We start from the raw sequence: 20,484 nt of genomic DNA on the forward strand, positions 1-20,484 counted from the left end.
CCACTTTTGTTTGCTCCGATGTGGCGAAGACTGATATACCACCCAGAGATCAACTACGCACTACGACAAACGCTGGTGCTATGTTTACCTGTGGCCGTCGGTCTGATCATCGGTCAGCTTCATCTGGGGCTCCTCTTTTCCCTCGTCCCTGCCTGCTGCAATATTGCCGGTCTTGATACCCCGCATAAGCGCTTTTTCAAACGCTTAGTGATTGGCGCGTCTTTGTTTGCCGGATGCAGTCTGATCATGCAATTACTGCTGGCACAGACTATACCGCTACCGCTGATCCTCACCGGCCTGACGCTGATTCTTGGTGTAACCGCAGAATTAGGCCCTCTGCATGCGCGACTACTACCTGCCTCGCTTATCGCGGCAATTTTCACACTCAGTCTGGCAGGTAACATGCCCGTCTGGGAGCCGCTGCTAATCTACGCGCTGGGCACATTGTGGTACGGTCTGTTCAACTGGTTCTGGTTCTGGATGTGGCGCGAGCAGCCGCTGCGTGAGTCGCTCAGCTTGTTGTACCGCGAATTAGCCGATTACTGTGAGGCCAAGTACAGCATGCTGACCCAGCATGCCGATCCAGAAAAAGCGCTGCCTCCCCTGCTGGTGCGCCAGCAAAAAGCGGTGGATTTAATTACCCAGTGCTATCAGCAAATGCATATGTTGTCGGCGCATCGCAACAACGATTATAAGCGCCTGCTACGTGCCTTTCAGGAGGCGCTCGATTTACAGGAACATATTTCCGTTAGCCTCCACCAGCCGGAAGAGGTGCAAAAGCTGGTCGAACGTAGCCACGCCGAACAAGTGATTCGCTGGAACGCGCGCACTGTCGCCGAACGCCTTCGCGTACTGGCCGATGATATTTTGTATCACCGCTTACCGACCCGTTTCTCAATGGAAAAGCAGATTGGCACGCTGGAGAAAATCGCCAACCAGCATCCGGACAATCCGGTAGGTCAATTTTGCTACTGGCACTTCAGCCGTATTGCCCGTGTGCTACGCACCCAGCGACCACTGTATGCCCGTGATTTAATGGCTGACAAGCAGCGTCGGCTGCCGCTGATCCCTGCCCTGAAAAGCTATTTGTCGTTGAAATCTCCTGCGCTGCGTAATGCCGGACGCATCAGCGTCATGTTGAGCATTGCCAGCCTGATGGGCAGCGCCTTACACCTGCCAAAACCCTATTGGATTTTGATGACAATCCTGTTTGTCACGCAAAATGGCTACGGGGCAACCCGGGTACGTATCTTACACCGTTCAGTAGGGACGCTCGTCGGTCTGGTGATCGCCGGCGTCACGCTGCACTTTCATATTCAGGAAGGTTACACGCTGGCAGGCATGCTACTGATAACCCTGGTGAGTTATCTGACCATCCGCAAAAACTACGGCTGGGCTACCGTCGGCTTTACCGTCACCGCGGTATATACCCTGCAACTGCTGACACTGAACGGGGAACAGTTTATCGTGCCGCGGTTTATCGATACGGTCACTGGCTGCCTGATCGCTTTTGGCGGGATGCTCTGGCTGTGGCCGCAGTGGCAGAGCGGTTTACTGCGTAAAAACGCCCACGATGCGTTAGAAGCCGATCAGGAGGCCATTCGCCTGATTCTTAGCCACGATCCCCAGGCCACACCGCTGGCGTATCAACGCATGCGGGTCAACCAGGCGCATAACACGCTGTTCAACTCGCTGAACCAGGCGATGCAGGAGCCAGGGTTCAACTCGCACTACCTGGCGGACATGAAACTGTGGGTTACGCATAGCCAGTTCATCGTCGAACACATCAACGCAATGACTACGCTGGCAAGGGAACATACGATGCTGACGCCGGATTTGGCGCAGCGGTATCTGGAGTCCTGTGAAATTGCGATCCAGCGCTGTCAGCAGCGGCTAGAATATGACGGTCCCGGAAGCTCCGGCGATGTGAATATTCTCGAAGCGCCAGAGATGCTGTCCCATGGGCCTTTAAGCACCCTTGAGCAGCATCTGCAGCGGGTTTTAGGGCATCTGAACACCATGCATACCATTTCGTCGGTAGCATGGCGTCAGCGACCGCACCATGGGATCTGGCTGAGCCGCCGGTTGCGGGACATGAAAGGTTAAGAGAGTTGCCGGATGGCGGCGTAAACGCCTTATCCGGCCTACAGAGTAAGGTGTGATTCGTAGGCCGGATAAGCGTAGCGCCATCCGGCAATCCGTCAACCCATCACTTTCGCCACGGCCTGCGCGAAGCGCTGCATCCCTTCATCGATATCAGTCTGCTCCACCACCAGCGACGGCGCGAAACGCATCACGTCCGGTCCGGCGTTCAATACCATCACGCCTTCATTCGCCGCGGCGTACAAGAAATCACGCGCCCGGCCTTTAAATTGCGGCTTCAGTTCGGCGCCAATCAGCAGTCCCATACCGCGAATGTCGCTGAAAATGTCAAACTGCTGGTCAATTTTCTGCAAATGCTGAACAAACGCCTGGCGTTTGGCCTGAATACCTTCCAGCACTTCCGGCGTGTTGATGATATCAAACGCAGCTCCCGCAACCGCGCAGGCCAGCGGGTTACCGCCGTATGTGGAGCCGTGTGAACCCACGTGGAACGCGGAGGCAATCTCCTGGGTGGTCAGCACCGCGCTCACCGGGAAACCGCCACCGAGCGCCTTGGCGCTGGTGAGGATATCAGGCGTCACGCCGTAGTGCATATAGGCAAACAGTGAGCCAGTACGCCCCATCCCGCTCTGTACTTCATCAAATACCAACAGCGCCTGGTGCTGATCACAGAGCTCACGCAAGCCTTGCAGGAATGCCGGCGTTGCCGCAGTAACGCCACCCTCGCCCTGAATAGGCTCGATCACCACCGCGCAGGTGTGATCGTCCATCACCGCTTTGACCGCATGCAGATCGTTAAACGGGACATGGATGATATCTGCCGGCTTTGGTCCAAAGCCGTCGGAATATTTCGGCTGCCCGCCGACGGATACGGTAAACAGCGAGCGGCCGTGAAACGCGTTATGGAAGGCAATGATTTTGGTTTTGAACGGGCTATGACGCACGCAGGCATAGTGGCGCGCCAGCTTAAAGGCGGTTTCGTTAGCTTCGGTACCGGAGTTCATGAACAGTACGCGTTCGGCGAATGTTGCCTCAATGATTTTACGGCCTAAGCGCAACGCAGGTTCGTTGGTGAAAACGTTGCTGGTATGCCACAGGGTTTCACCCTGGGTTTTTAACGCCTCAACCAGTGCAGGATGGCAATGCCCTAACGCGGTAACTGCAATGCCGCCCGCGAAATCAACATACTCTTTACCCTGTTGATCCCATACTCGACTCCCTTTCCCTTTTACCGGGATAAACTCAGCCGGTGCATAAATCGGCAGAATCACTTCATCGAATGTCGCGCGTGTAATTGCAGTTTGTTCAGTTGCCATGTCATTACCACCCTGTTAAGCAGAAATGCTAGTGAAATTATAATCACAAAATATGAATAAAAAATCACTGAATAGCAACCACAAATCACCGGTTGAGGAAATTAGCCAGCAGCTGATGCCCCTGTTCGCTGAGAATGCTCTCCGGGTGAAACTGCACCCCTTCCATATCCCACTCCCGGTGGCGAATACCCATGATCTCCTGCGTTTCACTCCAGGCGGTCACCTCAAAGCAGTCAGGAAGGGTTTCGGGAGCGACCACCAGAGAATGATAGCGCGTTACCGTTAATGGATTGGCGAGCCCCTGAAAAACGCCCTGCCCGTTATGCGTAATCGGCGACGTTTTACCATGCATCACTTTCGCCGCCCGAACCACGGTCGCGCCAAAGGCCTGCGCCATCGCCTGGTGCCCCAGACAAACGCCCAGCAGAGGGATCTTCCCTGCGAAATAGCGAATAACCTCCAGCGAAATACCGGCGTCATCCGGCGTACAGGGTCCCGGGGAAATGACGATTTTTTGCGGGCTCAGCGCGTCAATTTGCGCCAGCGTCAGCTCGTCGTTGCGCCTGACAAGGACATCAGCCCCCAGTTCGCAGAAGTATTGGTACAGGTTCCAGGTGAAAGAGTCATAGTTATCGATAAGCAGGATCATGGCGGCTCCGGTACATAAGAACCGCGCTATTCTACTCAGTTTCCGGTGCTTCGCTTACCACTTTACGAAATATCGCCCGCAGTGCAGAGAGGTCACCCATCGCCCCGCTCTGATTAGCCTGATTCCACTCCTCAACCGGAATGCCATCCCAGCTCAGCACATACCCTGCATGAATCGCTAACTGTTCGAAGAAAATACGCTGCGCCAGACCGCTACCAATGCGAAACGGATGCAGCACATTGATTTCGCAATAATAGTGCGCAAGACGATCGACAAACTTGTCTTCCGGTAATCCCACCAGCCAGGACTCATCTTCCAGGTCCTGCATCAGTGCATTGCCCTCTTTCTCGATATAGGCGAAATGGCAAAAGCGAGTATCGCCCTGGTAAATATCGACTTCGCGCAGGTGTCCCGCCCAGTCAAAAATATCCCGATACAGCTGGCGATGAATGGCGCACAGGTGCGGTAAGCCCCGTTTAAGCGGCCCCAATTCGATAGTCGCCGCACGCAGCGCCGTCAGTTCATAAGCCGCCTGCGCCAAACGCTGCGCCTGATGAATCCCCAGACGGTTACGCATGACATTCAGGCCCGGATATAAATACGGGTCGCGACCATCACCGAATTTATCGCTCATAGTGCCTCCTCAGCTCTTCAAGACGCGCCAGAGCGTCTTCAGCACTCAGAGTAACCCGTAGAATATCTACGCCTTCCAGCCGTCGGCTGGCCTGGAAATTGGCGTTTCGCCGCTGTTCCCACAGCCTGGACTTTTGTTTATCGGTGAGTTTTTTCACGTGACCTCCCTGAATGAGCCGACACTTGCCACAAGTATAAGCAGCAATTTCGGGTTACGCAGAGAGAGGGGGGAACGCGGGCAAGAACTACCCGCGCGAGATACGATTACGGCAGAACTTTAGCAGAAAGGATAACAATCGGTTTTGACGGAACATTCTGGTATGGACCGACATCATGGGTCTGTACCTGAGAGATCTTATCCGCGACATCCATACCTTTCACAACTTTTCCGAAGACAGCATAGCCAAAGTCGCGCTGGCCGTGATCGAGGAAAGCGTTGTCTGCAATGTTGATAAAGAACTGGCTGGTCGCGCTGTCTTTATCCGCTGTACGCGCCATAGCAATCGTGCCGCGGGTGTTACGCAGTCCGTTATCGGCTTCATTCTTGATGGGCGGGTTAGGTTTCTTCTGCTGCATCTGCTCGGTAAAACCGCCGCCCTGCACCATGAAGCCAGGGATCACACGGTGGAACGTAGTGTTGTTATAGAAACCGCTGTTGACATAATCGACAAAGTTTTGCACTGAAACCGGGGCTTTCTGACTGTTCAGCTCCAGCTCAATGTTACCAGCAGAGGTTGTCAGCAGAACATGAGGGTCACCTTTTGCTGCCAGTGCTGCGGGAGAGAGAGCAGAAAGAGCGAGAACAGCTGCAACAGCCGCCAGAGTCGATTTGAGCATGAGAATTCCTTAACAAGAGCAGAAATGAAGCAAGTGAATTGATTCTAAAGAGCCTTCAAGGACAAGGCCATCCCTTTACCTAATTTTACGTACTTGAAACAAATGTAACCTTACTGCCGCATGAATCAATGTGATTTAGATCACATACAAAAATGTAATAAACAAAGTCATTACCAATAAATATTTAAATACATCACAAAAGCGCCTAAAATCTGCCCGCTCACGGCGCAGTCAATGCGCCTTACACTTCTATACAGGCCAGTCATGACTAACAGCAATCGCATCAAGCTCACATGGATTAGCTTTCTCTCCTACGCCCTGACAGGTGCGTTGGTAATTGTCACCGGGATGGTGATGGGAAACATCGCAGATTACTTCCATTTGCCCGTTTCCAGCATGAGTAACACCTTCACCTTCCTGAATGCCGGCATTCTGATCTCTATCTTTCTAAATGCATGGCTAATGGAAATCGTGCCCCTGAAAACCCAGTTGCGCTTCGGCTTTATCCTGATGGTACTGGCAGTCGCCGGACTGATGCTCAGCCATAGCCTGGCCTTGTTCTCTGCCGCCATGTTTGTATTGGGTCTTGTGAGCGGTATAACCATGTCGATTGGTACGTTCCTGGTAACTCAAATGTACGAAGGTCGCCAGCGCGGTTCACGCCTGCTGTTTACTGACTCCTTCTTCAGCATGGCCGGTATGATTTTCCCGATGGTTGCCGCGTTCCTGTTAGCGCGCAGCATCGAATGGTATTGGGTCTATGCTTGCATCGGCCTGGTATACGTCGCTATTTTCCTGCTGACCTTCGGTTGTGAATTTCCGGCACTGGGTAAACACGCTCAGCAGTCAGACGCGCCGGTAGTAAAAGAAAAATGGGGGATTGGCGTGCTGTTTCTGGCGATCGCCGCGCTGTGCTACATCCTCGGTCAGTTGGGCTTTATCTCCTGGGTTCCGGAATACGCCAAAAGCCTGGGTATGAGCCTGAACGACGCAGGTAAACTGGTCAGCGACTTCTGGATGTCTTACATGGTTGGCATGTGGGCGTTTAGCTTCATTCTGCGTTTCTTCGATTTGCAACGCATCCTGACCGTACTGGCGGGTCTGGCCACCGTACTGATGTATCTGTTTATCACGGGTACGCCGGAACATATGCCGTGGTTCATTCTAACGCTGGGCTTCTTCTCCAGCGCGATTTATACCACCATCATTACCCTTGGATCCCAGCAGACGAAGGTCGCCTCACCCAAACTGGTTAACTTCGTTCTGACCTGCGGCACCATCGGTACTATGCTCACCTTCGTGGTAACCGGCCCTATTGTGGCACATAGCGGCCCACAGGCGGCATTGCAGACGGCTAACGGCTTATATGCGGTTGTATTCGTAATGTGCTTTATTCTTGGCTTCGTCACGCGTCATCGCCAGCATAACGCGCCAGCAACGCATTAATTTCAGTGCCGGGGGCGCTTCGCTAGCCCGGCCTACACACTGCCGGATGGTATCCACATCATCCGGCATATTTTCGCCTCCTCTCTTCTTTCTCTGGTCATGTAGGCCAATTCTTACAAAAACCCCTTAATTTGTACGCTATTTGTACAAACACGAAAACTCAAATAATTCCGTCACTTATAAAAATGCTGACAAATCAGTTATATACCTCTTAAGGAGTATATAAGGGCGAATTTGATTTGCATCAATAAGTGCGATTGCTGAATCGTTAAGGTAGGCAGTAATAGAAAAGAAATCGAGGCAAAAATGAGCAAAGTCAGACTCGCTATTATCGGTAATGGTATGGTCGGCCATCGCTTTATTGAGGATCTTCTTGATAAATCCGACGCTGCCAATTTTGATATTACCGTCTTCTGTGAAGAACCCCGCAAAGCATACGACCGCGTACACCTGTCTTCCTACTTCTCCCACCACACCGCCGAAGAGCTTTCTCTGGTGCGTGAAGGATTCTACGAGAAGCATGGCGTTAAGGTGTTAGTGGGCGAGCGCGCAATTACCATTAACCGCCAGGAGAAAGTAATCCACTCCAGCGCAGGTCGTACGGTTTACTACGATAAGCTAATCATGGCGACGGGCTCTTACCCGTGGATCCCACCGATTAAAGGTTCGGAAACCCAGGACTGCTTCGTTTACCGCACCATCGAAGACCTCAACGCGATTGAGTCTTGCGCGCGCCGTAGCAAACGCGGTGCCGTGGTCGGCGGTGGCCTGCTGGGCCTGGAAGCCGCTGGTGCGCTGAAAAGCCTCGGCGTTGAAACCCACGTGATTGAATTCGCCCCAATGCTGATGGCTGAACAGCTGGATCATATGGGTGGCGAGCAGTTACGTCGCAAAATTGAAAGCATGGGCGTGCGTGTGCACACCAGCAAAAACACCAAAGAGATCGTTCAGGAAGGCACCGAAGCGCGCAAAACCATGCGTTTTGCCGACGGTAGCGAACTGGAAGTCGATTTCATCGTCTTCTCTACCGGTATTCGTCCACGCGACAAACTGGCCACCCAGTGCGGCCTTGACGTCGCGCCACGCGGCGGTATCGTCATTAACGACACCTGCCAGACTTCTGACCCGGACATCTATGCCATCGGCGAATGCGCAAGCTGGAACAACCGCGTGTATGGTCTGGTCGCTCCTGGCTACAAAATGGCGCAGGTTGCCGTTGACCATATTCTCGAAACTGAAAACGCCTTTGAAGGCGCGGACCTGAGCGCCAAGCTGAAGCTGCTCGGCGTTGACGTCGGCGGTATTGGCGACGCGCATGCTCGCACGCCGGGCGCACGTAGCTATGTCTATCTCGACGAAAGCAAAGAAGTCTACAAACGCCTGATCGTTAGCGAAGATAACAAAACCCTGCTCGGCGCGGTTCTGGTTGGCGACACCAGCGATTACGGCAATCTGCTGCAGTTGGTGCTGAACGCCATTGAACTGCCGGAAAATCCAGATTCACTGATTCTGCCAGCACATGCGGGCAGCGGTAAGCCATCTATCGGTGTCGATAAACTGCCGGACAGCGCGCAGATTTGCTCCTGCTTTGACGTCACCAAAGGCATGCTGGTTGCCGCTATCAACAAAGGCTGCCATACCGTTGCGGCGCTGAAAGCGGAAACCAAAGCCGGTACCGGATGTGGCGGGTGTATCCCGCTGGTAACGCAGGTCCTGAACGCCGAACTGGCGAAACAGGGTATCGAAGTGAATAACAACCTGTGCGAACACTTCCCGTACTCACGTCAGGAACTGTTCCATCTCATCCGTGTAGAAGGCATCAAAACCTTCGAAGAGCTGCTGGCCAAACACGGGAAAGGCTACGGCTGCGAAGTGTGTAAACCTACCGTGGGTTCTCTGCTGGCGTCCTGCTGGAATGAGTACATCCTCAAACCGCAGCATACGCCGCTGCAGGACACCAACGACAACTTCCTGGCTAACATCCAGAAAGACGGTACTTACTCCGTGATCCCGCGCTCTGCGGGTGGCGAAATTACCCCTGAAGGCCTGGTGGCCGTGGGCCGTATCGCGCGTGAGTTTAACCTGTACACCAAAATTACCGGTTCTCAGCGTATCGGTCTGTTCGGCGCGCAGAAAGATGACCTGCCGGAAATCTGGCGTCAGCTGATTGAAGCCGGTTTTGAAACCGGCCACGCGTATGCCAAAGCGCTGCGTATGGCGAAAACCTGCGTAGGTAGCACCTGGTGTCGTTATGGTGTCGGCGATAGCGTCGGCTTCGGCGTGGAGCTGGAAAATCGCTACAAAGGCATTCGTACCCCGCACAAAATGAAATTCGGCGTCTCCGGTTGTACCCGCGAATGTGCGGAAGCTCAGGGCAAAGACGTGGGTATCATCGCCACTGAGAAAGGCTGGAACCTGTACGTTTGCGGTAACGGCGGGATGAAACCTCGCCATGCAGACCTGCTGGCAGCAGATATCGATCGCGAAACGCTGCTCAAGTACCTTGATCGTTTCATGATGTTCTACATCCGTACCGCCGACAAACTGACCCGTACCGCACCGTGGTTAGACAATCTGGAAGGCGGTATCGAGTATCTGAAGTCCGTCATCATCGACGACAAGCTGGGCCTGAACCAGCATCTTGAAGAAGAGATGGCCCGTCTGCGTGAAGCGGTGGTCTGCGAGTGGACAGAAACCGTTAACACCCCATCCGCGCAGGTTCGCTTCAAACACTTTATCAACAGCGATAAACGCGATCCGAATGTCCAGGTTGTGCCTGAACGTGAACAACATCGTCCGGCCACGCCTTATGAGCGTATCCCGGTGACTCTGGTGGAGGAAAACGCATGAGCCAGTGGAAAAACATCTGCAAAATCGATGACATTCTGCCTGCAACAGGCGTCTGCGCCCTGTTAGGTAACGAGCAGGTTGCAATTTTCCGCCCGTATCACAGCGACCAGGTGTTTGCGATCAGCAACATCGACCCGTTCTTTGAGTCCAGCGTGCTTTCTCGTGGGCTGATTGCTGAACACCAGGGCGAATTGTGGGTTGCCAGCCCGCTGAAAAAACAGCGTTTTCGTTTAAGCGACGGACTGTGCATGGAAGACGAACAGTTCTCCGTGAAACATTACGAAGCGCGAGTGAAAGACGGCACGGTGCAACTGCGCGGTTAATAAATTTTTGGGAGGCGCAACGCCTCCCCTTTTTTGACGTATTTGTAGGTCTTTTATTGGTAGGCCTGATAAGCGTAGCGCCATCAGGCAATTGCAAAAGCACATTGCCGGATGGCGGCATAAATGCCTTATCCGGCCTACGGTTACGATTTCTTTTTATTTTTGTACTTCAAGGATAATCAACACATGTTCACAGACACTATCAATAAGTGTGCGGCTAACGCTGCGCGCATCGCACGCCTGTCGGCAAATAACCCGCTCGGGTTCTGGGTCAGTTCGGCAATGGCAGGGGCCTACGTTGGCCTCGGCATCATCCTTATTTTTACCCTCGGTAACCTGCTCGACCCGTCCGTACGTCCGCTGGTGATGGGTGCAACCTTTGGTATCGCCTTAACGCTGGTTATTATTGCCGGTTCAGAACTGTTTACCGGTCACACCATGTTCCTGACGCTCGGCGTCAAAGCGGGCACCATCAGCCACGGCCAAATGTGGGCTATCCTACCGCAAACCTGGCTGGGAAATCTGGTCGGATCCGTGTTTGTCGCCCTGCTTTATAGCTGGGGAGGCGGCAGTCTGCTGCCGGTCGATACCAGCATCGTCCATTCGGTCGCGCTGGCGAAAACCACCGCGCCTGCAACGGTGCTGTTCTTTAAAGGCGCACTGTGTAACTGGTTGGTTTGTCTGGCAATATGGATGGCAATCCGTACCGAAGGCGCGGCAAAATTCCTCGCTATCTGGTGGTGTCTGCTGGCGTTTATCGCTTCCGGCTACGAGCACTCGGTGGCCAACATGACGCTGTTTGCCCTCTCCTGGTTCGGTCATCACAGCGAAGCTTATACCCTGTCAGGAATTGGTCATAACCTGCTGTGGGTGACACTCGGTAATACTTTGTCCGGTGTCGTATTCATGGGATTAGGTTATTGGTATGCTACGCCAAAATCGGAGCGTCCGGCTCCGGCAAAAATCAACCAGCCAGAGGCGGCTGCTAATAATTAATTAAGGGGTAATGTCGTGGACCATTTGCCTATATTTTGTCAACTACGTGACCGCGACTGCTTGATCGTCGGCGGTGGTGATGTCGCAGAACGCAAAGCGCGGTTACTGCTGGAAGCGGGCGCCCGTTTAACGGTTAATGCACTGGCGTTTATTCCGCAGTTCAAAGTATGGGCAGATGAAGGCATGCTGACGCTGGTTGAGGGACCGTTCGATGAGTCCCTGCTCAACACCTGCTGGCTGGCTATTGCCGCCACCGATGACGATGCCGTCAACCAAAGCGTCAGCACCGCCGCGGAGTCACGTCGTATCTTCTGCAACGTGGTCGACGCGCCAAAAGCAGCCAGTTTTATCATGCCCTCCATTATCGACCGCTCGCCGCTGATGGTGGCGGTCTCCTCCGGCGGGACATCGCCGGTGCTTGCCCGTCTGCTGCGTGAAAGGCTTGAATCCGTACTGCCTCAGCATTTGGGCCAGGTCGCACAATATGCCGGCAAGTTGCGCTCCCGGGTGAAGAAACAGTTTGCCAGCATGGGTGAACGTCGCCGCTTCTGGGAAAAATTGTTCGTGAATGACCGCCTGGCGCAGTCGCTGGCGAACAATGACCTGAAAGCCGTCGAGGAAACCACCGAGCAAATGCTCAGCGAACCGCTGGATCACCGTGGTGAAGTGGTGCTGGTTGGCGCCGGTCCTGGCGATGCCGGCCTGCTGACGCTGAAAGGGCTACAGCAGATCCAGCAAGCGGATGTCGTGGTCTATGACCGCCTGGTTTCCGACGACATCATGAACCTTGTACGCCGCGATGCAGACCGGGTGTTCGTCGGCAAACGTGCGGGCTATCACTGCGTACCGCAGGAAGAGATCAATCAGATCCTGCTGCGTGAAGCACAACAGGGCAAGCGCGTGGTACGACTGAAAGGTGGCGACCCGTTCATCTTTGGCCGTGGTGGCGAAGAGCTGGAAACGCTGTGCCATGCCGGTATTCCATTCTCTGTAGTGCCTGGTATTACCGCAGCATCCGGTTGTTCTGCCTATTCCGGCATTCCACTGACCCATCGTGATTACGCTCAGAGCGTGCGTCTGGTTACCGGACACCTGAAAACCGGCGGTGAGCTGGACTGGGAAAACCTGGCGGCCGAGAAACAGACGCTGGTGTTCTACATGGGACTGAATCAGGCAGCCACCATCCAGGAAAAACTGATTGAGTTTGGCATGCAGCCTGATATGACCGTCGCGCTGGTAGAAAACGGGACTTCCGTGAAGCAACGCGTCGTCAACGGGGTTCTGACGCAGCTCGGCGAGCTGGCACAGCAGGTTGAAAGTCCGGCGCTGATTATCGTCGGTCGCGTGGTTGGACTACGCGATAAGCTGAACTGGTTCTCGAATCATTAATTGAATGCTAATAAATGCCCTGATATTCAGGGCATTTATTTATGATTCACAAAAGTTAATATTTAATCTAAATAAAATATCATCCATAGCATTCATCAATTTATTAAAAATAGATACATTTCATAGCATTTTAATTCATTAAAAATATAATTTATCCTAACATTATCATGTCCTTATTCGGACTATTTAAAATCTTCCTTAGTTGATATCTTAATCGCCGAGAAATGGATTTCATCCATTTAATAAATAGATATTTTACAAGGATTTTATCATGTTTAAATTTGCAAAAATCACCATCGTGGCAGGTGTACTGGCTACGCTGACCGCATGTACTGGTCATATTGAAAACACAAAAAACAACTGTAGCTACGATTATTTATTCCATCCGGCGATTTCAGTTTCTAAAATTATTGGTGGCTGCGGCCCGGCTGCAAATCAATAATATACGCGATTGCGCAGATACAAAAAAACCGGGAATTTCCCGGTTTTTGCATTTATAGATTAGCTACTCATTCACACATCATCGCGCTCACGCTCTCGCGCAAAATACGCAGCACCGTTTCTTCTCCACTTCGGTTAGGATTAATGCGAATCGCATAATCACCCAGCAACGGATTAGCTTCGCGAAACGTCCCCGAAAGGCGATAGAACAGCGGAGGGATCTCATACTTCGACTCAGCTCCTACCGGATACGGTAGCGCACCTCTCTCTTGCGCCGCTTTCAGCACACGGGCGGCAATCGGCTGGTGAAACTCCACGATCAGCACCTTCGACTGGGCATTGGCAATAACAGCCTGTTTCACCTCGGGTAGCACTCCACTATTGAGCATTGTTAGCAGCCGTTCAGATACCCCAGCCTGTACCGCATGCATCACCGGGGCGAAAACCAGGCCACGCAGCACCTCCAGCGCCTGCGCTCCCTGGATCTGGCTGCCGCCGGAATAGAGGGTGTTACGGATTTTAGCGATGACCTCTGCCTTGCCAACAACCGCCCCTACGCCTTCCGGGCCGAAGAGCTTAAAGCAGGAAAAGGTGGACAGCGTCGCCCCGCATTCGCAGCCGATACCCTCTACTTTCATCACCGCGTAGTTATCATCGGTTAATGTCGGTACGCCGCATTGTGTTATTTCCGCCAACACATCCGCTAAAACGTAATGGTCCTGCGGTTGCTGCCGCGTATGCTGTACCAGCGCGGCATCAGGGCGATACTGCGTAATAGCCCGCATGATTGCCGAGGGACTGTTGAAATCAGCCCTGACCAGGGTGATGCCCATCTGCTCGATGATCACCTGTGTTGTAGGATACACAGGTGCGTCGTGTACCAGCAGCCGCTGCCCGGGTTTGAGCAGTGCGGCCAGCCCGGCGCGAATAGCCCCGGTGCCAGCCCCCTGAACCAGCACGGCGGCTTCAGCATGAAACGCCTCGGCCAGCACCGTTTCCACACGCTGCGTGACCCGGGGCTGATTCAGCCCCGGGGTCAGCCCGAAATCGCCACCGGCCAGAAAGTCAGCGCCAGGAAAGTGACGGCAGAGCGTATCCACCAGCGCAAACTGCTTTTGTTGTGCTTGCGCGAGCGTCAGACTTTGTAGAGGGAACGTCTTCATGTTTTACGCCTCCTCAGGCCGGAACAAACAGACCAAACCAGTAGAGAATATTCAGCACAATACCCGTAATCATCACCGCCACGACCGGGGCCGCCATCTTCTGCACCGGACGCCCTATCGATTCGTTAAGGAAGTAAATCGCCACCGCAATCGAGAAACCGGTGTAGCCAGCCATCTTAATGGCGGCAAAAATCGAGCCTATCAGCAGCGCCATTTCCATCAGCATATTCATCGCATTACGAATATTGTCCGATGCGTTACGCACTGACGGATAACGCCCCAGCCATTTGCCAATTGAGCGCAGCAGCAACACTTCCGCGGAAATCACGATAGCGCCAAGGATTGCCGCTATCCACGGGTTCGGTGCCAGATAACCAACGGAATAAACAAAGGTGAAGCCCGCTACCGCGTATACACCGGTTGCCAGCGCGGTGGTGGCAATCAACGGCACAAAACCCAACCCACGCATAAATTCCGCCAGCGCCGCCTGGTTAACCAGCGTCTGCGATTGCTCAGGCGTAATCCCCGCTGAATAGGCTTTTTCCAGCGTAAAAATTGAGACCTCGCTACCAGCAAAAATTTTCATACTGGCAACGGCGGCAATCAGCGCGCCTACAATGGCAATATACGGCAGGTTTTTAATAATCCGTGAGGTTCGTTCTTCAAAGACCGATAGCCCACTGGCATCCATCTCCTCATCACCGCGATGGCGAATATCATGCGTAATGGCGATCGCCAACAGCATCATCATCCCCACAAAAATCTCAATCGATTCCGGGTTCAGATGCGGGAAGTAACGCACCACCACCACGCGGGTCATCAGTACCACTACTGCCGCGATAATGCTGTGTTTCCAGCCAAACTGGTAGAAAATCGCCACCAGCGGGAAGAGTGCGAATGCGGAAACCACCGGAGAACTCAGCTCACCGAGGCTGCCCAGTACATCAACCGGCAGCGCCGTGAGCAAATGGTTCACCGGCAGCAGGCAGGTCAGAATCAATACGCCCCAGATAGCGCCCAGACCGAACGCCAACAGGCTGTTCATTGCCAGCACGCCGAGAATATCCGTCGGCAGGAACAGCAGCCAAGCGTTGAGCAAGCCGGTTTTCAGGGTAAAGGAGATCCCCACCGACGCGACAAAGCCGATACTCAGACCAAACGCGATACTTCCCGCCTCCCGGCGGTTCATGTACCCCTCGATCAGCTGCGGCAGAATCGGGCGGATGCCGTCATGAAAGACGGCCGCCGAGCGGTGTGCCAGAAGTGACGTCATGCCGGTCAGGCAGGCCACCACCACAATCTGAATATACAGATCCATAGTCATGCCTTTTATTTCAGGTGGTTAACCAGCATCGGAATCGCATGTTCAACATGTTCGACGGAGAGACCAAACGCCACTTTCCCTTCCGCAACCATTTTTGCGATATGTTCGTCTTTCGCCTTAATACCCGGCTTGGCGATAGTGCAACTCTTGTTGTAGCCAATCACCGCGATGGCAATCGACAGTGCTGCACCCGCACCGGTGTTACAAGCGCCGATGTAGTAATCCAGTTGTCCGGATTTCACCTTCATCGCCGCTTCCATATCGTTATGAATGGAGACTTCAAAGCAGCCCGGTGCTGCGGTTTCGATGGTTTTTTTAATCTGCTCACGCTGTAAGCCAGCAACGCCAATCTTTTTCATGATTCTGTCCTTATTGGAAAAATTTTGAGGGGTTATCACGTAACATCGTGTCCACATCGGCCTGACTGAATCCTGACTGGCGCAGCTGTGGGATAAAGGTGGTTAACAGATAGTCGTAGCCATTGCCGCCATTGGCTTTTAAATGCGAGCGGCGGGTAATGTCCATAGAGAGCATGACGTGGCTAAGCAGTCCGCAATCGCGTATCGCGTGCAGCATGGCGATGCGTTTCTCGTCCGGGTAATAGTTGTTTTTTCCGATGGTATCGAATTGCACATACGCGCCGAGCTCGATCATGCGTAAGATATTGTCGAGATTATCTTTCAGGTCGCAGTGACCAACGGTTACGCGGGAAAGGTCGACGCCGTGCGCCTGTAGCAACACCAGCTGTTCCACTCCCATCGTGCTAAAAGAGGTATGGGTTGAGATGGGGCGTCCGGTTTCGATGTGTGCCCGCGCCGCGGCGATAAACACCTTCTCTTCAAGCGGCGTAATCACGCCTTCACTAGAGCCAATTTCCGCGATAATTCCGGCCTTCAATTCAGTGCCATCAATACCGACGACAATCTCATCGACCATCTCCTGCGCGAGCTGTTCTACGCTGCGGGCCGCAACATGTTCAGGGAAGAACGCATCCTGGTAATAGCCTGTGCAGGCCACGACGTTGATTCCGGTATCGCGCATCAGGTCGAGCATGAATTGCGGATTACGTCCCATATAGCGGTTGGTCATCTCAATAATGTTGCTGACGCCTAACGCCCGGAGATCCTTCATTTCCTGACAAATGAGATCGTACTGATCTAACCGGCAGTCGAGGTTATTCTTAAATCCGGAGAGATCGATATGCAGATGTTCGTGGACCCAGGTGTAGCCCGTCGGATCAAAGTTCATAAGGTGTCTCCTGTAAGGCGTAATGCCGAGAGAAAAGAACAGCCGTTTTGTGGCGCCGCCGCGCCGAAAAATTCACACACCGTAGCGCCAACATCGGATAACGTCGCCCGGATGCCTAATTGCGCAGGCTCAAGCCCCTGTTGATACACCAATACCGGCACAACTTCCCGGGTATGGTGGCTGTGCCCTATGGTCGGATCGTTGCCGTGATCGGCCATGACCACCAGACAGTCATTTGGCTCCATAGCGGTCAGAAGGCGTGAAAGATTAAGATCAACAAGCTGCAGCCGTTCGGCATAACGTGCGACGTCTTCAGCGTGTCCGGCGAGATCGGTTTCCTGAATGTTGGTACAGATAAATACCGTCGATTCCGCGTTAAATTCGTTAAGCGTGATATCCATAATCTGCTGGCTATCTACCAGGTTTTGCCAGCTGCGCCCGTGCGGATTGCCAACGATGTCCGCCACTTTACCGACCAGCACGGTAGGGATTCCGGCGTCATGCAGTTTTTGCGGTACCTGTACCTGCTCATCTACGCCAAAGCCCATATGCCTGACCTGAAAACCGCTTTCATACGCGCCGGAGCGTGGGGCATTAATGCCGACAAAGCGCCCTTCCATCGTTTCGGCGGCATCCAGAATGCGCTGGCTGTTCGCAAGCTGGCCGCCAAAGGTGATGACGCGCCCGACCTGAACCTGTTCACGCACTACGCGGCCAATCTTTAGCACCTCATCAAACGCAATAGCGGACAGGTTGGCAGTGACGTTGTAGACCTGACCTAAATCCGCTTCGAGGTTATCGCCCACTGCAACCGCATCGTTGATCCAAAGAAACGCCAGGTCGCCGCCGCGACGTTCCACCTGCCAGCCTGCGGCTTTTAGCGCTTGCTCAACGCGATCAATGACGTCGCTAAATGGCATCCGCAGCGGGGCCTGAGGCCGTGTACCTAAAATCTCCTGATGGCCCATAAAGGTATCTCCCCCTTCATGCTGCAGCTCCGCAACGCCCCAGACTGCCGATTCCGAAGGTTTCATCACGCCCGGCGCAAAGCCCAGAGCGTTAATCAGCCCCAACTTCTCAAGCGTTGGCAGCCGTAACTGCGGGAGTTCGCCCAGGATATGACCACAGGTATTCGCTCCGGCATCCTGCGGCCTGACCCGCGTGACGTCTTTCATTGCGCCAACGCCAAAACTGTCGATTACCAACACCACGAATCGGGCCATTAGTCCTCCAGAATATTGCCGAGACTGTCGTATCGCGCGACGATTTCAGCTACGCCGCGCTGAATGCCCGACACCAGCACCACGTCGCTACGCGTCACGAAGATCTGGGTGCGAAAACAGAAGATCACCGCGCTGCTCACCGGAAACTCACCGGCCACAGGCAGGTAGTAGTCAATGCTGCTGTCGTCCACGGGTTTTAGCTTCGCTGCGATCGGCGCGTCATTTTCTGGCGTAAAGACCAGCGCATTTTGCGCATGGCCGCGACGATAATAGCCCCCGCCGTAGCAATAACTGTCCCCGCGAAAATTGTGCGATATCTCGCTCAACCACAGCATCGCAATGCGTTCCGGCTGGTCGCCTTTTTGATTGGAAGGAATGGTGCCGGTCAACGCATGACCCGGCTCCGCATGGGTGACACCATATTCCGCCAGCAAAGGGAGTGACGAACAGCTACTGGCTGACGGCGCATTAAGCTGCTCAATGGCAATCCCGGCCTCAACCAACTGACGTCGGGCATTTACCAGCGTATGCAGATTAGGCGTCGGCATCGTCTGCGCGGAGTTTTCATCCCATAACAGGCATGGGAAATGGGTGAGGCCGCTCAGGCGCAGGCACGGCAGTCTGCGGATTTCATTGACCACATCCGTCAGATACATCAGCGGAAATCCGCTTTCCTGCCCCGGGTAGAGAAAATCATCTTTGTCGTACACCTTCAGCATCACGTTCTGTTCACAACCGGCCTTCACCGCAGCAGCGGAAACTTCGCGCGCTTTCTCCAGTGAGAACAATGTGATGACTTCAGTACCTTGCGCTACAGCTTCATTGACCAGCCGCGACGGGATCTGCACCAGATGTCCCTGATGCGCAACCGGCAACCCGGCACGGCGCATGACGCGACTCTCCTTGTAATCGACAACCACGATGCCTTCATAGCCAAGCTGCAACAGTTTCTCCGCCAGCCACGGGTTACGTCCAACCTGTTTGGTCATCAGATACAGCGAGATACCATGTTGCCCCGCGACATCCAGCAGACGTTTGCCATTCTCAATGACCTGGTCAACATCAATGACCCAACTATCAGGAGCGATCTTTCCCTGCTGCCATAACGCGATAGCGGCGGAGATTAGCGCGGGGTTCTGGCGTTTCAATGCGTCTATAAACATTTCTCGGCCTCGTTTCTAATCCTTCAGTTAAATATTCATTTTTTTGAATATTTAAGATGCAATAAGCTCATTCCCCATTGATTTCAGACGCCTTCGTTCGCCGCCATCCACAATCCATACAAGTTCGCCAGCATATAGCCTTCTTCATTCGCGTGCAGCGCCACCGTAAACTCTTTCATCAGCGCCTGATGTACCAGCAAAATAGTTGGCCAGAGATGAGATTGCGCCAACTCCTCCAGCAACTCGCCATCCAGCGCTTCAATCACTTCGCCCTGGCGGCTGCGCATTAACGCACTCGCCATATGGGTCATCGCCATGGTTCCTTGCTCGCTGTGAATCGGCAAACGCCACTCTTCATCCAACCGCCTGACCACTTGCAGCATGCCGCTACAAATATCCTTGTCGATAACGCCTGCTTCACACAGCAGGTTAAGCCTGTTTTCCATGTCGTTTGCCTTCACTTAATAACTGGGTTCCTGTTCACCGTTCGCCACACGTTGTTGGTGGGCAAGCAGCGCCTCTTTGTTAACAACGGCGCGCAGTAGCTGCTGCATCGCATAATCCTCTGCGCGGGTAAGTACCACGGCCTCCGTGGCCTGCAGAAATCGCGGATCGTTGGTGAGCGGCGTGGCTTCTAACCCCAGTACCGCCAGCTCGGCCTCGGCAACCACGTTCCAGATAACCGCATCCACATCCCCTTTCGCGATGCGCTGCAAGCTTTCGTGATAAGGCATATCGATCAATTCAACGTCACGGTTGCCAAAACAGGCCTCGGTCATGATTTTCTGATCCGCCGAACGGTTATCGAGCCCGACACGTTTTACATCTGCAGATTCGCCCTTGCGACAAATTAGCTGATGCTCGCCAACGTAGGTATGCGGTCCCAGCGCCAACGTGATACGCAGCCCGTCCTGAGCAAGGTAACTTTCCGCCGCCAGACGAGAAACCACCGCCATGTCGTAGACGCCGTTTAGCAGGCATTCCACGCGAATATCAGCCCCACGCATGTGTGCGTAATAAAACGGGATCCCATCGAACTGCGCTTTCAGCCCACTCGCCAGCCCTTCATATAAACGGGTGTAAGGCAGCGGCATCGCACAGACCACGTTATTAATATCCACATGCTTTAGCAGCGTACGGTTATCCATCTCCACCAGATAGCTACCGTTGCGCCCACGACGCTCAATACGGATTGCCCCAGAGGATTCCAGCGTTTTCAACGCAGCCTGGGTTAACCCTACCGATGAGTGACACTCGGCTGCCAGTTCATCAATAGTTTTCAATCTGTTACCGCACTTCTCACCGAGCAGGTAACGGGCCAGGGTTGTCAGCACAACCCCCTCTTTCTTGATAAATGTCCGACGCATTTTATATTTTCAG

At 53.6% G+C, this 20,484-nt stretch carries 20 protein-coding genes and 1 pseudogene; 7 read left to right on the top strand and 14 right to left on the bottom strand.

The window, feature by feature from the left end:
- Positions 1-18: 18 nt before the first annotated feature.
- A complete protein-coding gene (locus OGV57_RS21700; protein ID WP_054528848.1) occupies positions 19-2,106 on the top strand; it encodes a YccS/YhfK family putative transporter in 2,088 nt (695 codons plus the stop codon).
- Here the strand turns inward: OGV57_RS21700 and OGV57_RS23865 are convergent.
- The 6 genes and pseudogenes from OGV57_RS23865 to ppiA form a co-directional block, all read right to left on the bottom strand.
- Positions 2,099-2,197: pseudogene (locus OGV57_RS23865) on the bottom strand (hypothetical protein); the annotation flags it as partial. The gene OGV57_RS21700 and the pseudogene OGV57_RS23865 sit on opposite strands and share 8 nt — an antisense overlap.
- Positions 2,198-2,201: 4 nt before the next feature.
- On the bottom strand, positions 2,202-3,419 hold the full coding sequence (argD, locus tag OGV57_RS21705; RefSeq protein WP_054528849.1) for a bifunctional acetylornithine/succinyldiaminopimelate transaminase: 1,218 nt from the start codon (positions 3,417-3,419) through the stop codon (positions 2,202-2,204).
- Positions 3,420-3,504: 85 nt separating this feature from the next.
- On the bottom strand, positions 3,505-4,068 hold the full coding sequence (gene pabA / locus OGV57_RS21710) for an aminodeoxychorismate synthase component 2 (protein ID WP_046671296.1): 564 nt from the start codon (positions 4,066-4,068) through the stop codon (positions 3,505-3,507).
- Positions 4,069-4,099: 31 nt separating this feature from the next.
- On the bottom strand, positions 4,100-4,702 hold the full coding sequence (locus tag OGV57_RS21715) for a putative adenosine monophosphate-protein transferase Fic (protein ID WP_003023599.1): 603 nt from the start codon (positions 4,700-4,702) through the stop codon (positions 4,100-4,102).
- Entirely contained in the window at positions 4,692-4,859 is a 168-nt protein-coding gene (gene ficA, locus OGV57_RS21720; RefSeq protein ID WP_003023597.1) for a FicA/YhfG family antitoxin, read from the bottom strand. Before ficA ends, OGV57_RS21715 begins: the two co-directional genes overlap by 11 nt.
- A 106-nt stretch (positions 4,860-4,965) precedes the next feature.
- Complete coding sequence (gene ppiA / locus OGV57_RS21725; protein ID WP_003023595.1) at positions 4,966-5,538, bottom strand: peptidylprolyl isomerase A; 573 nt, start codon at positions 5,536-5,538, stop codon at positions 4,966-4,968.
- A 264-nt stretch (positions 5,539-5,802) separates the two neighbouring features.
- Here ppiA and tsgA point away from each other — a divergent pair, with 264 nt between their 5' ends.
- The 6 genes from tsgA to OGV57_RS21755 all read left to right on the top strand — a co-directional run bounded on the left by tsgA (position 5,803) and on the right by OGV57_RS21755 (position 12,984).
- Positions 5,803-6,984 (top strand): MFS transporter TsgA, encoded by a 1,182-nt coding sequence (tsgA, locus tag OGV57_RS21730; protein ID WP_003023593.1) that lies wholly within the window; start codon positions 5,803-5,805, stop codon positions 6,982-6,984.
- Positions 6,985-7,290: 306 nt separating this feature from the next.
- A complete protein-coding gene (nirB, locus tag OGV57_RS21735; protein WP_003023592.1) occupies positions 7,291-9,834 on the top strand; it encodes an NADPH-nitrite reductase large subunit in 2,544 nt (847 codons plus the stop codon).
- Positions 9,831-10,157, top strand: a complete 327-nt coding sequence (gene nirD / locus OGV57_RS21740) for a nitrite reductase small subunit NirD (RefSeq protein ID WP_003023590.1) — start codon at positions 9,831-9,833, stop codon at positions 10,155-10,157. Before nirB ends, nirD begins: the two co-directional genes overlap by 4 nt.
- Positions 10,158-10,343: 186 nt before the next feature.
- Positions 10,344-11,153 carry a nitrite transporter NirC gene (gene nirC, locus OGV57_RS21745; RefSeq protein WP_003023587.1) on the top strand — a complete coding sequence of 270 codons (810 nt, stop codon included), beginning with the start codon at positions 10,344-10,346 and terminating at the stop codon, positions 11,151-11,153.
- A gap of 15 nt (positions 11,154-11,168) precedes the next feature.
- A complete protein-coding gene (gene cysG / locus OGV57_RS21750; protein WP_016151091.1) occupies positions 11,169-12,542 on the top strand; it encodes a siroheme synthase CysG in 1,374 nt (457 codons plus the stop codon).
- Between the two features lie 271 nt (positions 12,543-12,813).
- Entirely contained in the window at positions 12,814-12,984 is a 171-nt protein-coding gene (locus OGV57_RS21755; protein ID WP_070808248.1) for a YhfL family protein, read from the top strand.
- Positions 12,985-13,051: 67 nt separating this feature from the next.
- Here OGV57_RS21755 and OGV57_RS21760 read toward each other — a convergent pair whose 3' ends face one another.
- The 8 genes from OGV57_RS21760 to yhfZ form a co-directional block, all read right to left on the bottom strand.
- Positions 13,052-14,146 carry an aminotransferase class I/II-fold pyridoxal phosphate-dependent enzyme gene (locus OGV57_RS21760; RefSeq protein WP_054528850.1) on the bottom strand — a complete coding sequence of 365 codons (1,095 nt, stop codon included), beginning with the start codon at positions 14,144-14,146 and terminating at the stop codon, positions 13,052-13,054.
- Between the two features lie 13 nt (positions 14,147-14,159).
- Positions 14,160-15,464 carry a YhfT family protein gene (locus OGV57_RS21765; protein WP_032950373.1) on the bottom strand — a complete coding sequence of 435 codons (1,305 nt, stop codon included), beginning with the start codon at positions 15,462-15,464 and terminating at the stop codon, positions 14,160-14,162.
- Positions 15,465-15,475: 11 nt separating this feature from the next.
- Positions 15,476-15,829, bottom strand: a complete 354-nt coding sequence (locus tag OGV57_RS21770) for a DUF2620 domain-containing protein (protein ID WP_003023576.1) — start codon at positions 15,827-15,829, stop codon at positions 15,476-15,478.
- A gap of 10 nt (positions 15,830-15,839) precedes the next feature.
- Positions 15,840-16,718: a phosphotriesterase-related protein gene (locus OGV57_RS21775; protein WP_032950375.1), complete on the bottom strand. Its 879-nt coding sequence runs from the start codon at positions 16,716-16,718 to the stop codon at positions 15,840-15,842.
- Entirely contained in the window at positions 16,715-17,941 is a 1,227-nt protein-coding gene (locus tag OGV57_RS21780; protein WP_054528851.1) for a phosphopentomutase, read from the bottom strand. Before OGV57_RS21780 ends, OGV57_RS21775 begins: the two co-directional genes overlap by 4 nt.
- On the bottom strand, positions 17,941-19,104 hold the full coding sequence (locus OGV57_RS21785) for a YhfX family PLP-dependent enzyme (protein WP_054528852.1): 1,164 nt from the start codon (positions 19,102-19,104) through the stop codon (positions 17,941-17,943). The genes OGV57_RS21780 and OGV57_RS21785 overlap by 1 nt, the downstream gene beginning before the upstream one ends.
- 83 nt (positions 19,105-19,187) lie before the next feature.
- Positions 19,188-19,550, bottom strand: coding sequence for a hypothetical protein (locus tag OGV57_RS21790; protein WP_003023568.1), 363 nt, complete (start codon positions 19,548-19,550; stop codon positions 19,188-19,190).
- A 15-nt stretch (positions 19,551-19,565) separates the two neighbouring features.
- On the bottom strand, positions 19,566-20,471 hold the full coding sequence (gene yhfZ, locus OGV57_RS21795; RefSeq protein ID WP_044713866.1) for a GntR family transcriptional regulator YhfZ: 906 nt from the start codon (positions 20,469-20,471) through the stop codon (positions 19,566-19,568).
- Positions 20,472-20,484 lie beyond the last annotated feature (13 nt).

Origin of the sequence: Citrobacter sp. Cf087, assembly GCF_030334285.1 — a bacterium.
GTDB lineage: Bacteria > Pseudomonadota > Gammaproteobacteria > Enterobacterales > Enterobacteriaceae > Citrobacter > Citrobacter freundii.

Excerpts from the sequence above, each read along its gene's own strand:
- OGV57_RS21765 (WP_032950373.1), bottom strand. The coding sequence starts at position 15,464 with ATGGATCTGTATATTCAGATTGTGGTGGTGGCCTGCCTGACCGGCATG.
- tsgA (WP_003023593.1), top strand. The coding sequence starts at position 5,803 with ATGACTAACAGCAATCGCATCAAGCTCACATGGATTAGCTTTCTCTCC.
- OGV57_RS21780 (WP_054528851.1), bottom strand. The coding sequence starts at position 17,941 with ATGGCCCGATTCGTGGTGTTGGTAATCGACAGTTTTGGCGTTGGCGCA.
- OGV57_RS21715 (WP_003023599.1), bottom strand. The coding sequence starts at position 4,702 with ATGAGCGATAAATTCGGTGATGGTCGCGACCCGTATTTATATCCGGGC.
- OGV57_RS21770 (WP_003023576.1), bottom strand. The coding sequence starts at position 15,829 with ATGAAAAAGATTGGCGTTGCTGGCTTACAGCGTGAGCAGATTAAAAAA.
- pabA (WP_046671296.1), bottom strand. The coding sequence starts at position 4,068 with ATGATCCTGCTTATCGATAACTATGACTCTTTCACCTGGAACCTGTAC.
- argD (WP_054528849.1), bottom strand. The coding sequence starts at position 3,419 with ATGGCAACTGAACAAACTGCAATTACACGCGCGACATTCGATGAAGTG.
- OGV57_RS21775 (WP_032950375.1), bottom strand. The coding sequence starts at position 16,718 with ATGAACTTTGATCCGACGGGCTACACCTGGGTCCACGAACATCTGCAT.
- OGV57_RS21760 (WP_054528850.1), bottom strand. The coding sequence starts at position 14,146 with ATGAAGACGTTCCCTCTACAAAGTCTGACGCTCGCGCAAGCACAACAA.
- nirC (WP_003023587.1), top strand. The coding sequence starts at position 10,344 with ATGTTCACAGACACTATCAATAAGTGTGCGGCTAACGCTGCGCGCATC.
- yhfZ (WP_044713866.1), bottom strand. The coding sequence starts at position 20,471 with ATGCGTCGGACATTTATCAAGAAAGAGGGGGTTGTGCTGACAACCCTG.
- OGV57_RS21785 (WP_054528852.1), bottom strand. The coding sequence starts at position 19,104 with ATGTTTATAGACGCATTGAAACGCCAGAACCCCGCGCTAATCTCCGCC.
- OGV57_RS21790 (WP_003023568.1), bottom strand. The coding sequence starts at position 19,550 with ATGGAAAACAGGCTTAACCTGCTGTGTGAAGCAGGCGTTATCGACAAG.
- ppiA (WP_003023595.1), bottom strand. The coding sequence starts at position 5,538 with ATGCTCAAATCGACTCTGGCGGCTGTTGCAGCTGTTCTCGCTCTTTCT.
- OGV57_RS21755 (WP_070808248.1), top strand. The coding sequence starts at position 12,814 with ATGTTTAAATTTGCAAAAATCACCATCGTGGCAGGTGTACTGGCTACG.
- nirD (WP_003023590.1), top strand. The coding sequence starts at position 9,831 with ATGAGCCAGTGGAAAAACATCTGCAAAATCGATGACATTCTGCCTGCA.
- OGV57_RS21700 (WP_054528848.1), top strand. The coding sequence starts at position 19 with ATGTGGCGAAGACTGATATACCACCCAGAGATCAACTACGCACTACGA.
- nirB (WP_003023592.1), top strand. The coding sequence starts at position 7,291 with ATGAGCAAAGTCAGACTCGCTATTATCGGTAATGGTATGGTCGGCCAT.